A 14433-nucleotide genomic window follows, 5' to 3' on the forward strand; every position below is an offset into this window, starting at 1 on the left:
TCACCCCGCCACCTTCACGGTCGTGGTCGCGCCCCACAGGGCGAGCGACAGGAAGAAGTCGGTGACGCTGATCAGCACGATGGCGTTGCGCACGGACCGGCCGACGGCGACGCCGACACCGGCGGGGCCGCCCGAGGCGCGGAAGCCGTAGTAGCAGTGGGCGAGGATCACCATCACGCTGAAGATCAGCACCTTCAGTACGGAGAGCAGCACGTCCGTCGGGGAGAGGAAGAGGTTGAAGTAGTGGTCGTACGTCCCCCGGGACTGCCCGTTGAACAGGACGGTCACATAGCGGGAGGCGACGTAGGAGGAGAGCAGCCCGATCGCGTAGAGCGGGACGATGGCGACGACGCCGGCGATGATGCGGGTGGTGACCAGGTAGGGCATGGAGCGGATGCCCATGCCTTCGAGGGCGTCGACCTCCTCGTTGATGCGCATGGCGCCGAGCTGGGCGGTGAAGCCGGCGCCGACGGTCGCGGAGAGGGCGAGTCCGGCGACGAGGGGGGCGATCTCGCGGGTGTTGAAGTAGGCGGAGACGAATCCGGTGAACGCGGCCGTGCCGATCTGGTCGAGGGCCGCGTAGCCCTGGAGTCCGACGACGGTCCCGGTGAAGAGCGTCATCGCGATCATCACGCCGATGGTGCCGCCGATGATCCCGAGGCCGCCGGAGCCGAAGGCCACCTCGGCCAGCAGGCGCTGCACCTCCTTGAGGTAGCGGCGCAGGGTCCGCGGGATCCACAGCAGGGCCCGGACGTAGAAGAGCAGTTGGTCGCCGGAGCGGTCGAGCCAGACGAGCGGGGAGGCCATCGGACCTCAGCCTCCCTTCGGCGGGACGATCTGGAGGTAGACGGCCGTCATCACCATGTTGACGAAGAAGAGCAGGAGGAACGTGATGACGACGGACTGGTTGACGGCGTCGCCGACGCCCTTGGGGCCGCCGCGCGGGTTGAGGCCGCGGTAGGCGGCGACGATGCCCGCGATGAACCCGAAGACCAGCGCCTTGAGTTCGCTGATGTACAGGTCGGGGAGCTGGGCGAGGGCGGAGAAGCTGGAGAGGTAGGCGCCGGGGGTGCCGCCCTGCATGATGACGTTGAAGAAGTAGCCGCCGAGGATGCCGACGACGGAGACCAGGCCGTTGAGCAGGACCGCGACGCCCATGGCGGCCAGGACCCGGGGCACGACCAGGCGCTGCACCGGGGATACTCCCATGACCTCCATCGCGTCGAGTTCCTCGCGGATCTTGCGGGAGCCGAGGTCGGCGCAGATGGCCGAGCCGCCGGCGCCGGCGATCAGCAGGGCGACGATGAGCGGGCTGGCCTGCTGGACGACGGCGAGGACGCTGGCACCCCCGGTGAACGACTGGGCGCCCAACTGTTCGGTCAGGGAGCCGACCTGGAGTGCGATGACGGCGCCGAAGGGGATCGAGACGAGGGCGGCGGGCAGGATGGTCACGCTCGCGACGAACCAGAACTGCTCGACGAACTCGCGGAACTGGAAGGGTCTTCGGAAGACGGCGCGGCCGACTTCGGCGGCGAGCGCGAAGAGCCGGCCGGTCTGCCGCAGCGCGCCGGTGATCACGCGCCGCTCCCGGCGGTGGGCATCGGCAGGGTGGCCGCCTCGGAGTTCCTGGCGTAGGTGTCCCGGATGGCGGAGCGCGCGGCGGGCGGCAACGTGTCGATCATGCCCATGACACGGTTACGTCGTCGGTCGACGGCCCGGCGCGGCGGGAGGCCGGGCGACGGCTCCAGCTGCGGGACGATCACCCGGGGTACGGCGGGTGCGGCGGAGGCGGCGCCCGCCTCGGCGGCGAGGGTGGCCGCGTCCTTCTCCTCGGACATCCCGATGGGGCCCTCGCGCCGGCCGCCGAGGAACTGGGCCACGACCGGCTCGTCGCTGGTGAGCAGCACCTCGCGCGGACCGAAGGTGACGAGCTCGCGCCGGAAGAGCATCCCCATGTTGTCGGGCACGGTGGCGGCGATGTCGAGGTTGTGGGTGACGATCAGCATCGTCGCGTCGATCTGTGCGTTCAGGTCGATCAGCAGCTGGGAGAGGTAGGCGGTGCGGACCGGGTCGAGTCCGGAGTCCGGTTCGTCGCACAGGATGATCTGCGGGTCGAGGACGAGCGCGCGGGCCAGTCCGGCCCGCTTGCGCATGCCTCCGCTGATCTCTCCCGGAAGCTTGCCCTCCGCACCCAGCAGCCCGACGACCTCGATCCGCTCCATGACGATGCGGCGGATCTCGGACTCCTTCTTGCGGGTGTGCTCGCGCAGCGGGAAGGCGATGTTGTCGAAAAGGGACATGGACCCGAAGAGGGCTCCGTCCTGGAACATGAGACCGAACAATTTACGGGTCTCGTAGATATCCTTTTCGGGACTGTTCACCATGTCCACCCCGTCGATGAGGACACGGCCCTTCTCGGGTTTGAGCAGCCCTATGAGCGACTTCAGGAAAACGGTCTTCCCGGTGCCGGACGGGCCCAGCATCACGCTCACCTCTCCGGCAGGAAGGGTGAGTGTCACGTCCCGCCAGATGCTCTGCTTACCGAAGGACTTGGTCAGGCCCTCGACCACCACTTCGATTCCCATATCACCTCCAGCGGACGTCCATCGGATATGTACCGCGGGCGCACGTTAAGTCGGCGCGGAGCGCACTGACAACGGGTGCGGCAGCGGATCCCCGCCGGCCCACCGGAACTTGTCACCGCGCACACAACACACCGGCCCCGCACTTGTCTCCGGGGAGACAGGGCAGGGTCCCGCGGCTCCGGGGGGTGTGGATCCGGGAGACCCTGCCGACGAACGCCCGAGCCCGATGGAAGGGGGCCGGAAAGCGCCCGTCATGGCTCCGGCCGACGGGGGCCACCGACCCGGAACCGAGCACCACACCGGCACGTTACGGCCGGGTAACCTCGACGGGCAACACCGGAATCCGAGTTTTCCGGGATACCGACTCCGGCCATCCGGAACCTGTCACGGAGGACACAAAAAACCCTCTCGACGTTGTCGGTGGGTGAGTGTCACGACCCCCGGCACGGGGAGCGCCCGGAGAGCGGGACCGTCCTCGCCGGACGTTTCGTCCTTGGCAGCGCGTGACTAAGGCGAACCGCGAATCACTCACTGGGGAAACAGCTTGTTCCACTTTTAAAAGAATCATGGACAACCGCATTGTTCGGCTAAGTTTCCGGCGAGTAACGTCACCGCTCACTGCAGGTCAACCCTCAAGGAGTCCCGAATCATGAAGAAGAACACGAGAAGGTCGGCCATCGTGGTGTGTGCGGCCGCGTCGGCGCTGGGTCTCGCCGCCGGCCCGTCCTCCGCGGTGCCCTCCACGGTGTGGACCGTCACTCCCTCGCCGTCCTCGTTCCAGGCCACGAACGTCGGCAACATCGTGCTGACCGCCACCATCCCGATGACCTGTACGACCTCCAACGCGGCCGGTGTGATGAACAGCGCCACCGGCAACCCGGGGGACGTCGCCGACATCACCACCATGAACTTCGGTGCCACCGGCTCGCCGTGCACCAGTGTCCTGGGCAACGTCACCACCACGTCGGTCACCCCCTGGGACGTCATCGCGGTGGACTACACCGCCTCCACCGGCGTCACCAAGGGCTACGTCGGCAACGTCAAGGCCAACGTGACCGCCGGTGCCTGCAAGTTCACGGTGACGGGCAAGGCCTCGGCCACCTACACCAACTCCACCGGTGTCCTCGCGGTCAACAGCGTCGCCGGTGAACTGGCGGTCAGCAACCCCGTCAACTGCGGTGCGATCGTCACGACCGCCACCAAGCCCACCTTCAAGGGCAACTACGCCGTCAAGCAGACGGGCACCAACGTCATCCCGACCATCGTCGGCTCCAACCCGTAGACCGCTCCCGCTCACGTCCGCCCGGCCGGTGACCCCGGCCGGGCGTTCGCGGACTCCGTGCCGCGTCCCGCCGACACCGGCCTCCTACCGAGCGGAGTTGTATGAGAGTCCAGCGAGCCGCCGCCCAGCGGCCCTCCCGTGCCCGCACCAGGACCACGTCGATCGCGGCGTTCGTCGTGCTCGCCGCCCTGATACCGACCACGGCCTCCGCCACGGGACCCCAGGAGATCGAGGCCGAACTCCCCTACATCTGCACCCTGCCCTCGGGACGACTGCCCGCGACGGTGCGGATCTCGGCGGACTTCCCGGAACGGGCCGAGGCGGGCGAGGCGTTCTCGCCCGCCGGCGTCACCACCACCGTGGAACTCCCGGCGGAGGCCGTCGCCGACCTCACCGCACGCGAGGCGTCCGAGGTACGGGCGGCGACCCGGCTCGCCGTGGGCGTCGCCCAGAACGCGGCGACGGCGACGGCGACCTGGCGCGGAAGCGCCGAACCCGTCGCCCTTCCCGCCTCCGGGCCGCTGACACTGACCACGAAGGGCGAGGTTCCCTCGGTGGCCGGCCGGAGCGACGGCGACCTGACCTTCACCGCCGGCGACCTCGCGATCGACCTGGAGCCCGGAACGACGGACACGACGGACACGGCGGACACGTCCACCGCCGGCCCCGGCTCGCTGACCGTCGACTGCTCCCTCGCCGAGGACGCGCCGGACCAGGGGCTGCTGGCCACCGTACCGGTCGGCACGGGCGGCCCCGGGGCGAGCGGCCCGCCCTCCCCGTCCGGGTCCGCGGAGGCATCGGGCCCGCCGGAGGACGGACCGGGGGACGGAACGGAGGAGCGGCAGGGGGACCGGTCGCCGAAGGCGCTGGAGAACTCGCCCGGCACCGCCGCGGACCGCGACGTACCGCCGTGCCGCTACGACGAACAGCACCCACCCACGGACGTGTCGCTCAACGCCTACGTCACCGGCTACGCCAACGTGAAGAAGATGAAGGGCGCCGCGTACCTGCCGCCGTCCTGCGTGCTGATCGAACAGGGGCTCCCCGAGACGGGTCCCCCCGACCCGGAGTACCTGATCTTCGACACCGTGTCGTACGCGAACTTCCACTACCAGGAGCGGAAGCAGACACCGCCCTTCGACGCGACCTTCCTGTCCTTCGACTTCGCCCCGGTGAAGGCCACCATGGTGATGGAGCAGACGGGCCCCATGAGGATCGACTCGCGCATGAGGATGAGTCTGATCGACTTCACCACGGTCACGGACACCTACGTCCGGGCCCCGCTGGTCCTGCACGTACTGGATCTCGAGGTCAACGGGACGCCCCTGGACGTCGGTTCCGGGTGCCGGACCGAGACGTCCCTCACCTCCGTCGACCCGGACCCCGCGAACTTCCCGGGTGACCACCTGGTGCTGTACGGCCGGGGCGAGCAGATCATCGGCCTGCCGGCCACCGGTTACCTGCTCCTCAGCGGCGGCGTGCTGTCCGGCGAGGCGACCATCCCCGCCTTCACCGGCTGCGGCACCGACGGCGAGGACCTCGACCGCCTGCTCACCGCCTCCGTCTCCGGTCCCGGCAACCACATCAAGCAGGTCCAGGGCCAGACGTGCGCGATCGCCGCCCCCGTGTTCCCGAGCCCGACCAACGAAGGCCAGTGCACCGAGGACCTCCAGCCCTACGAGGTCCCCGTCGCCGAGCGCTGATCCCCTGTCCCCCACCTCCACGGAAGGCCACCACCATGCCCCCGATCTCCCCCCGCACCCGGCTCGCCACCGTCTCCGCGCTGACCGCGCTCGGCGCCTTCGCCTCCCTGGGCACGGCGACCGCCGCCGACCCCGCGCTCAACGGCGAGTGGGCCCCCTTCACCCGCTGCCCCGTGGACGCCCCGGCGATGCTGGCCGCCGACGGCTTCGACAAGACCCCGCAGTGCGTGGTCTCCACCTCGGCGAGCGGCTCCATCAAGCTGGGCGACACCATCGTGACGACCGGCAGGACCAACCTCCAGGTCGGCGTCGTCCAGAACGCGGACGGCACCAGCAGGGTGGTCGCCCCGGCCTCCGGCGCGCTGGTCGCCGAGCCCGCCACCGTGCCCGGCGGACTGCTCGGCCTGATGTGCCCGAGCGACATATTCGTGATCACGGGCATCTGCGAGTCGCTGGAGAACTCCAGCCTCAACAAGATCACCGCGACCATGGAGTCCGTCGGCGCGCCCTACGCCTTCGACCAGACCGCGGGCGTCCTCACGGACACACCCATCATCGCCCTGCCGGTTCGCATCCACCTGGAGAACCCGCTCCTCGGCAGCAAGTGCTACATCGGAACGGCCGCCAACCCGATCGTGCTGCGCCCCGAGAACCGCGAGTACCCGGCGTTCGGGATGACCTTCTTCCAGGGTGACGGCACCCTCGACCCGGCCGGCGAGATGAGCCGGATCGACCTCACCGGCGCCCCCCAGAACGACAGCACCTTCGCGGTGCCCGGCGCCACCGGCTGCGGCCTGAACGTCGGTCTGATCAACGCGGCGGTCAACGCGAAGACCGGGCTGCCCTCCGCCTCCGGGAACAACAGCCTGACCCTCAACGACACGCAGACCCACCTCACCGGCCTCAACGCCCCCGGGACCGCCGCCCCCGACGCCGGCAAGGTCCTGGCGGAGAACTGGCACTCCGCCGCCGAGTAGCCACCACGGGACCGGAACCGCGCGGCCGCCCCGGCAGCCGGCCCTCACCACCATGACGTGATTCCTTCACAAGTGATGTACAACACAACAAAGTTGATTTACCGTCAGCTTGCCAAGCCGGTGAATCCCGGTGGACCGGTCCGGGTTCCGCCCGACGAGGGCGGAACCCGGCCGGCCGCCCCACCGGACATGTCGGAGAGCAAGGGATCACTCATGCCCTCAAGCGCGCGTCCCTCGGTGCTCGGTGAACCGCTCGACCCGCTCCCCAAGAAGTTCGCGGCCTTCATGCGGCCGCTGCTTCCGGGGCTGCTGAACGAGATACGGATCGAGGTCACCCGCACCTACCCGGTGTACGGCAGGCTGCTCAACGGCCCGGACGGGGACGCGATCCGCCAAGGCGTCGAACAGGCGCTGACCGCCTTCGTGGACCGGGTGGCCGACCCCGGCAGCAGCTCGGAGCTGCGGGACGAACTGCTGCGCAGGTTCGGCCGGGTGGAGGCCTACGAGGGCCGTGACCTGGAGGTCCTGCAGGGCGCCTACCGGCTCGGCGCCCGCATCGCACTGCGCCGGGCCAAGACGCTGGGACGGCAGTACAGCCTCTCCCCCGCGCTGATCCTCGCCTTCGCCGACGCCCTCTTCGCGTACGTCGAGGAACTGGAGGCGATCACCCGCGAGGGGTACGCGGAGGTGCGGGAGCGGGCCGCCTCCGAAGAGTCGGCGTTACGGAGGCAGTTATTACACTTCCTCCTGGCCTCCTCGCCGCTGCCCCGGACGACCGTCTCCGAACTGTGCAAGGCCGCCGCCTGGGAGCTGCCCCGCTCGTGCTTCCTCGTCGCCCTGCGCCCCCCGGTGCCGGAACACATCCAGGCGGGACTCGACAGGGACGTCCTCGCCGACCTGGACATACCGCAGCCGCATCTGCTCGTCCCCGGGGACCTCACCCCCCGGCGCCTCGACATGATCCGTACGGCCCTGACCGGCACCCGTGCCGCGGTGGGCCTGACCGTGCCGATCGCGCAGGCCGCCGACTCCGTCCGCTGGGCACGCCGTGTGCTCCAGCTCGTCGACGACGATGTCGTACCCGACGCCCCGCTGATCCGCTGCGAGGATCATCTGACGACCCTGTGGCTGCTGTCCGACTCCGCCCTCGTCGACCGTGTCGCGGCGCGTGAACTGGCCGCGCTCGACGAGTTGCCCGCCAGGCGGCGCGACCGGCTCGTCGAGACCCTCCGGGTCCACGTCTCCACCCGGGCGCCCGCCGAACAGGTCGGCGAGATACTGGGCGTGCACGCCCAGACCGTCCGCTACCGCCTGCGGATGCTGGACACCTACCTGGGCGACCGGCTCGCCGACCCCGACCACCGCTTCGCCATCGAGGTGGCCCTCCGCTCGCTCCACCTGCGGGGCCACGACGGCACGGAGTGACCCCCGAGGCCGGCGTGAGGCCCGGTACAGGCCTCACGCCGGCCCCGTACAGGCCTCACGCAGGGTTCAGCCGCCACTGCTGACAGCCGTTGTTCAGCCAGGTCCACTGCCGTACGTCGGCACCGTCCCCGGTGGAGCAGTCGGCGACGTCGGCGACCTTGCCGGTGGCCTGGTTGACGATGCGGACGTAACCGCCGTCCGTCGCCACGAACCGGAACCGCTGGCAGGTGTTGTTCAGCCACGACCACTGCCGCAGGTCGGCGCCGTCGGCGGAGGAGCAGTTCTCGGTGTCGAGCACCTTGCCACCGGCGACGTTCACCAGCCGGTGGGTGTCGTCGCCGAGGTCCTCCAGACGCCACCGCTGGTTGGCGCCGCCGTTGCAGGCGTACTGCCGCACATCGGCGCCGTCGGCGGACGAACCCCCTGCCAGATCCAGGCACTTGCCGCTGTTGCGGTTGGTGAGGGTGTAGGTGGTGGAGACGGTCGACGGCTCACCGGAGGGCCCGGTGAGGCCCGCCCCGAGCCGTACGGGCGTACCGAAGTTCGGCGACCCGTCCGAGTTCCAGGTGAACTTCTGCGCCCGTGCCGTACGCCCGTTGTCGCACCCCTCGGACGCGGAGTCGTTGGCGTGGTAGACGATCCAGCTCTCCGTGCCGTCCGGCGAGGTGAAGAAGCCGTTGTGGCCGGGACCGTAGACGCCGTTGCCGTCACTGCGCTGGAAGACGGGCGTGGACTTCTTGGTCCAGGAGGACGCGGAGGCCGGGTCGGAGCCGGTGAGGGTGAGCTGCCCGAGCTTGTAGTCGGGGGTCCAGCAGCCGCTCGCGGAGTAGACGAGGAAGGTCCGGCCGCCCCGCTGGAGGATCTCGGGCCCCTCGTTGACGGTGCCGCCCTGCCGTTCCCAGTCGTAGGTGGGTGTGGAGACGGTGGAGAAGGACGAACTCACCGTGTACGGGTTCGACATGCGCGCGGCGACGATGTTCTGCGTGCCGTTGTGCGTGCTGCCGAAGAGATACAGCTGCCCGTTGACGGTGGCGACGGTGGGATCCAGCATCCAGCCGGAATTCAGCTGTCCCTTGTAGCTGTACGGCCCCATGGGATCGGACCCGGCGCTCTCCAGGACGTGGCTGCGCTGGGTGGGGTTGTAGTCGGCGATGTTCTGCCCGGCCACGTAGTACAGGTACCAGCGCCCGTTGAGATAGTGCAGTTCCGGCGCCCAGATGTTGCAGCACCGGGAGGCCGCGTCGCCCTGCCACACCTGCACGCTGGGGGCGGTGGCGAGGCCGCCGAGGGTGGGCGACTTGCGGATGGTGATGACGTCGGTCCAGGACGTGCTGATCAGGTAGTAGTTGCCGTCGTGGCGGACGATCCAGGGGTCGGCGCCCTTCTGGGCCTTGACGGGGTTGCCGAAGGAGGCCGCCTGCGCGGACGACTGCCCGAGCGAGAGGGCGAGCAGCAGCGCGGCCAGCAGGGTCAGTAGGCGACGGGCCATCCGCTGCTCCAGTTCAGGAGGTTGATGCCGAGCTTGGGGGTGCCGTTGTCGTTGCCGTCGTAGTAGTGGTAGACGATCAGGTCCCCGTCGACGTCGTTCATGATCGACTGGCCGCCGGGGCCGATGACGCTGCCGTGCGACTCGAGTACGGGCGTGCCGCCGTTGTTCGTCATCGAGACGCCGTTCTTGTCGCGGTACGGCCCGGTGACGCTGGTGGCGCGGCCGACCTTGACCTTGTAGGTGGAGCCGGTGCCGGCGCAGCAGGTGTCGTACGAGGCGAAGAGGTAGTAGTAGCCGTTCCGTTTGACGATGAACGGCGCCTCGACGGCCTTCGTCCCGGAGGGCCGGGAGGCGAGCGAGTGGCGGGTGGTGTCGGAGGAGAGCTGCTTCCCGGTGGAGGGGTTGATCCGGATCATCTTGATCCCGGTCCACCAGCTGCCGAAGGACAGCCACCACTTGCCGTCGTCGTCGACGAAGAGGTTGGGGTCGATGGCGTTGTAGTCGCTGGAGGAGCCGGAGGTGTACACGGTGCCGTAGTCGGTCCAGCTGCCCGGCTGTCCGGTGGTCGAGCCGGCCAGCCCGATGGCGGAGGTGTTCGAGCCGAACTTCGAGACGGAGTAGTACATCAGGTACTTGCCGCCGTGGTACGAGATGTCCGGCGCCCAGGCCTCCGGTACGGAGGAGTAGTTCCGCCACCAGCTCGGCCGGGACGAGAACGCGTCGGCTCCGGCGGAGAAGGCGGTGCGGTCGGTGGAGGTCTTGCTGGAGATGCCTCCGCCGGTGGCGTAGAGGAGGTACTGCCCGGAGGAGGTCCGGATCATCGACGGGTCGTGCGTGACGACGGACCCGGTGACGCGGCCGGGGTTGGGGTACGCCGAGGCGGTGGTCGGCATCAGCGCCAGGAGGGCTGCGGTGGGGATCGCGAGGAGTGCGGTGCGCTTCCGGAGGGTGCGGCTCATACGGGGTTCTCCTTGCGGTGGGGGTGAGGGAACCGTTCGGCATTCCGAACGGCGATCGCAAGTTCGAACGGACCGTAGAATCGAACCACTTGCGCGTCAATGGTCCGCACAGCCCCACTTGCCTCCGCACGGACGGCCCCCGCCGAAGGAAGCGGGCGGGCCGCGCATGCGCCGCGCCGGCCCGCCCGCTCCCGTTCCCGCTCCTCAGCGGGCCGTCACTCCTGCGGGCACTCCTTCCACGCGAGGTGGTACACGGTGCTGATGTCCCCGTCCGTGGAGTCCATCGTCATGAAGCTGACGTCGTCGGGGGACGAGGTACCCGCGCTCACCCGCAGCTCCGTGTTGATGTTGAAGTTGCGCTGGACCCCGCAGGGCGCGTAGACCAGCTGGGCCCAGTCGGTCTCGTCCGTGGCCTGCCAGTTGTCGTCGAAGGGGCCCGCGAAGGGATGACTGCGGTACTCCGTGTTCGGGGAGCCCTGGAAGTAGTACGACGCCCTCTGTGTCCCCTTCGCGCCGGACCGGAGCGAGGCGAAGCCCCGGTAGTCGGCGCTGGCGATGGCGTAGGTGAAGCCCTGGGGGACGTGCACCAGCAGGCTGAGCTGGCAGTTCTTGCGGAAGGCCGTGGGGTCGGAGTTCCCTCCGACCTGGGCGAGGTAGTCGCTGTACGTCACGGTGAAGGCGGTGTTGTCCGCGGAGACGGCGACCGCGGCGGTGCCCTGGGGGCAACCGGAACCGTTCACTGTGGCGACCTTGATGACGATCTTGTCCGGCGGCGGGTCCTCGAAACCGGCCGACGGGTCGTGCGCGGGTAACGCGGCGGTGAGGAGCGCGGCCGCCGCCGCACTCAGGAGCAGTCCACCAGCCATGGTTCTCCATCCTTCGGTGGGGGGTGATTGAAGCGTCATGTACATGCCAATCAGGTACGCACATGTACTCCCGGCCTCGTGAAGGAGGCATGAAGGTGCGGTGAAGGCCGGGAGCGCTCGCATCGTATGAAGCCCCGCGACCGGCGGACAGGGCGAACTCCGGCCATTCACTTCCGTCACACCGAAACGGGAGGAAACAGGCGTACCGGAACCCTCGCGTGAACGCGGAGGCGCCGGTTCATGGACAATGGCCCACCGGCACCCCGTGTGGCAGTACAAGCAGGAGGCGCTCCCTTGGAGCTCAGCAGGCGTACCTTCACCGCCCTGGCCGGTACGGCGGCGCTCGGTCTCGCGCTGGCCGGCAGCGGCGGGGCGGCGACCGGCGCGCACGGACCGCGCGGCGTGCCGACGGGTCCGCCGCCCCCTCCCCCGAGCGCGGACGGCAAGCGGCACCGGATCGGCCACGACCGGTACTCGCTGCTGGTCGACGGCCGGCGCCTGGTGCTGTGGTCCGGCGAACTGCACCCCTTCCGGCTGCCCAGCCCCTCCCTGTGGCGGGACGTGCTGCAGAAGCTGCGCGCGGGCGGGTGCAACGCGGTCAGCGTCCCCGTGCCGTGGAACCACCACTCCCCCGCGCCCGGAACGTACGACTTCACCGGGGTGCGGGACCTGGACCTCTTCCTGACCATGGCCGCCGAGGAGCGGCTGTACGTCATCCTGCGTCCCGGCCCGTACCTCGGCTCCGCCGATCTCGACGCCGGCGGCTTCCCCGGATGGCTGACGGCCACCGAGGGCCGCGCCCGCACCGCCGACCCGGAGTATCTGCGGCACGTCGACGAGTGGCTGAGCGCCGTCAACCGCATCGCCGTCCGGCACCTGTTCACCGCGGGCGGCGGCACCGTGCTGCTGTACCGGTTCGAGGACGGGTTCGAGGTCTTCGCCGACGAGCCGGCCGGGCGGGCCTATCTGACCCATCTGTACGACAAGGCGCGCGCCGACCGCATCGACGTACCGCTCTTCCACGCGGACGGGCACCTCGGTGAGCGCGAGACCCGCCGGCAGGCGCCCGGAGTGCTCGCCGGGGCGACCGGCGGGGCGGCCGATCCGTGGGGCGGGGCCACCTCCGGCGGCAAGGGGTACGCGCAGGTGCGGCGGACGTACGACGCGGCCCACGAGCGGCGCGACCGCCTCACGAGCCTCGCCGACGGCGTCACGGTGCACAACGTCCGCGTGGCGTTCGGCGGGACCTCGTGGGGCTGGCTGCCCGGACCGGGCGTCTACACCTCGTACGACTACGGGGCGGCGATCGACGAGGGCCGCCGGCCGACGCCGAAACTGGCCGCGCTCCAGCAGCTCGGCCATCTGCTGCGGACCGTGCCCGACCTGGCCCGGCTGGACCCGGCGGAGGAGGTGCGGGCCGAGGACGACCGGCTGAAGGTGCGCCACCTGGCCAATCCCGACACCGGCGCCCAGGTGTACGTCCTGCACAACGACTCCGCGGAGCCGGTCGACTCGATGCTGCCGGGCACCGGCATCGACGTACCGGTCACCGTCGGCGCGCGGGACGCCAAGCTGCTCACCACCGGCCTGGAACTGGGCCGGCGGAGACTGGCGTACACCACCGCGCAGCCCATGCTGAACATGACCGTCGGACGGCAGGACATCGCCCTGTTCACGGGCCGCAGCGGTGAGACGGCGCAGGTCGCGCTGGACTGCGAGACCGAACCGGTCACCAACCGGCTGGACGACGAGCCCGGATGGTCCTACGACCGGGGCAGGCTGAACGTCGTGGTGCCGCTCGGGGTGGGCGGGCTGAGCAGGGTGCTGGTCGAGGGCGGGGACTCCGAGACGCCCATGGTGCTGCTGTTCGCCGACGACGCGACGGCGCTGCACCTGTGGCCGTACGAGACCCCGTCCGGCTCGCTGCTGGTCCACGGCCCGGCGCTGCTCCGCTCGGTCACCCTGCGCGGCTCCACCGCCCATCTCGTCGGCGACCACGTCGGCGGGATGGGCCTGGAGGTGTGGGCACCGCGCGGGATCACCGCCGTGACCTGGAACGGACGGCCGGTGCGCACCCGTGTCGGCCGGGCCGGGAGCCTGGTGATGGAGGGGCTGATGCCGGGCGTGCCCGAGGTGCGGCTGCCCGTGCTGGAGGGCTGGCGGAGGCGGGCGGAGAACCCGGAGTCCGAGGCCGGTTTCGACGACTCGGCGTGGCCGGCCGCCGATCTCACCTCGTCGCACAGCACCACGCCCGTGCCCGAGGGCGGTCCCGTCCTCTTCGCGGACGACTACGGCTTCCACCACGGCGACGTCTGGTACCGGGGGCGGTTCGAGGACACACGCGGTGTCGGGTCCGTGTCGCTGTCCTACAGCACCGGTACCCAGGGACTGCTGATGGCCTGGCTGGACGGCCGCCCGCTGGGCACGCACCGCATGCCGGTGCCGGACGGGAACACGGCTCGGCGGGGCACATGGACGGCGACGGCCTCCTTCGACGTGCCGGAGGAGCGGCGCGAGCGGGGCCCGCACGTGCTGTCGGTGCTCGTACGGCCGATGCAGCACGACGGGGACGAGCGGGCGGAGGACACGCACAAGGCCGCGCGCGGGCTCGTGGCCGTCGGGTTCGGGGGCCGCTCCCGGAGCGTGGAGTGGCGGATCCAGGGCGCCACGGCACCGGACCGGGTGCGCGGGCCGCTGAACAACGGCGGGCTGTACGGGGAGCGGGAGGGCTGGCACCTGCCGGGGTTCGACGACCGGGAGTGGCGGGCCGCGGAGTTCCCGCGGGAGGTGCGGCGGCAGGGGGTGACCTGGTGCCGGACGGGCTTCCGGCTGAACGTGTCCGCCGACGTGGACGCCTCGATCGGGCTCACGATCGACGACGATCCGGAGCGTGCCTACCGGGTCCAGATCTTCCTCAACGGCTGGAACATGGGCCAGTACATCAACGATGTGGGCCCCCAGCACACCTTCGTCCTGCCGAACGGGATCCTGCGCACACGTGGGACCAACACACTGGCCCTGGCGGTGCTGTCCGACGGGACCACGCCCTCGGGCCCGCGGGATGTACGGCTGACGCTGCTGGGCGCGGTGCGGGGCGGGGTTCCGGTGGAGGCGGTGGACTCACCGGGGAGGAGGTGAGCCCACCGC

Annotated in this window: 11 protein-coding genes; 5 read left to right on the plus strand and 6 right to left on the minus strand. The window is 70.2% G+C overall.

What is annotated here, in order from left to right; translation table 11 throughout:
• From ACFV5H_RS08990 to ACFV5H_RS09000, 3 genes are read right to left on the minus strand one after another with little or no spacing between them, the layout of a single operon-like run.
• On the minus strand, positions 1–807 hold the full coding sequence (locus ACFV5H_RS08990; protein ID WP_085574364.1) for an ABC transporter permease: 807 nt from the start codon (positions 805–807) through the stop codon (positions 1–3).
• A 6-nt stretch (positions 808–813) separates the two neighbouring features.
• Positions 814–1578, minus strand: a complete 765-nt coding sequence (locus ACFV5H_RS08995; RefSeq protein ID WP_085574363.1) for an ABC transporter permease — start codon at positions 1576–1578, stop codon at positions 814–816.
• Positions 1575–2585 carry an ABC transporter ATP-binding protein gene (locus tag ACFV5H_RS09000; RefSeq protein ID WP_385193699.1) on the minus strand — a complete coding sequence of 337 codons (1011 nt, stop codon included), beginning with the start codon at positions 2583–2585 and terminating at the stop codon, positions 1575–1577. The genes ACFV5H_RS08995 and ACFV5H_RS09000 overlap by 4 nt, the downstream gene beginning before the upstream one ends.
• Positions 2586–3234: 649 nt before the next feature.
• Between ACFV5H_RS09000 and ACFV5H_RS09005 the strand changes: the two genes are divergently transcribed.
• From ACFV5H_RS09005 to ACFV5H_RS09020, 4 genes are all read left to right on the plus strand, one after another.
• Positions 3235–3867, plus strand: coding sequence for a hypothetical protein (locus tag ACFV5H_RS09005; RefSeq protein ID WP_385047125.1), 633 nt, complete (start codon positions 3235–3237; stop codon positions 3865–3867).
• 101 nt (positions 3868–3968) lie between these two features.
• Entirely contained in the window at positions 3969–5570 is a 1602-nt protein-coding gene (locus tag ACFV5H_RS09010; protein WP_385193702.1) for a DUF6801 domain-containing protein, read from the plus strand.
• Positions 5571–5605: 35 nt separating this feature from the next.
• The gene (locus ACFV5H_RS09015; protein ID WP_385047119.1) at positions 5606–6547 is read left to right on the plus strand and encodes a hypothetical protein; all 942 of its coding nucleotides are present in this window, start codon (positions 5606–5608) and stop codon (positions 6545–6547) included.
• Positions 6548–6760: 213 nt separating this feature from the next.
• Positions 6761–7972 carry a helix-turn-helix domain-containing protein gene (locus ACFV5H_RS09020; protein ID WP_385059716.1) on the plus strand — a complete coding sequence of 404 codons (1212 nt, stop codon included), beginning with the start codon at positions 6761–6763 and terminating at the stop codon, positions 7970–7972.
• A 55-nt stretch (positions 7973–8027) separates the two neighbouring features.
• On the opposite strand, the gene ACFV5H_RS09025 is transcribed toward ACFV5H_RS09020, so the two are convergent.
• The 3 genes from ACFV5H_RS09025 to ACFV5H_RS09035 all read right to left on the minus strand — a co-directional run bounded on the left by ACFV5H_RS09025 (position 8028) and on the right by ACFV5H_RS09035 (position 11286).
• Positions 8028–9461, minus strand: a complete 1434-nt coding sequence (locus ACFV5H_RS09025; protein WP_385054584.1) for a family 43 glycosylhydrolase — start codon at positions 9459–9461, stop codon at positions 8028–8030.
• Entirely contained in the window at positions 9443–10420 is a 978-nt protein-coding gene (locus ACFV5H_RS09030) for an arabinan endo-1,5-alpha-L-arabinosidase (protein ID WP_385054587.1), read from the minus strand. Before ACFV5H_RS09030 ends, ACFV5H_RS09025 begins: the two co-directional genes overlap by 19 nt.
• 215 nt (positions 10421–10635) lie before the next feature.
• Positions 10636–11286, minus strand: a complete 651-nt coding sequence (locus ACFV5H_RS09035) for a DUF4360 domain-containing protein (protein ID WP_385054590.1) — start codon at positions 11284–11286, stop codon at positions 10636–10638.
• Positions 11287–11580: 294 nt separating this feature from the next.
• On the opposite strand from ACFV5H_RS09035, the gene ACFV5H_RS09040 reads away from it, so the two are divergent.
• Positions 11581–14424, plus strand: coding sequence for a beta-galactosidase (locus ACFV5H_RS09040; protein ID WP_385193704.1), 2844 nt, complete (start codon positions 11581–11583; stop codon positions 14422–14424).
• Positions 14425–14433 lie beyond the last annotated feature (9 nt).

Origin of the sequence: Streptomyces sp. NPDC059787, assembly GCF_042732315.1 — a bacterium.
GTDB lineage: Bacteria > Actinomycetota > Actinomycetes > Streptomycetales > Streptomycetaceae > Streptomyces > Streptomyces atrovirens.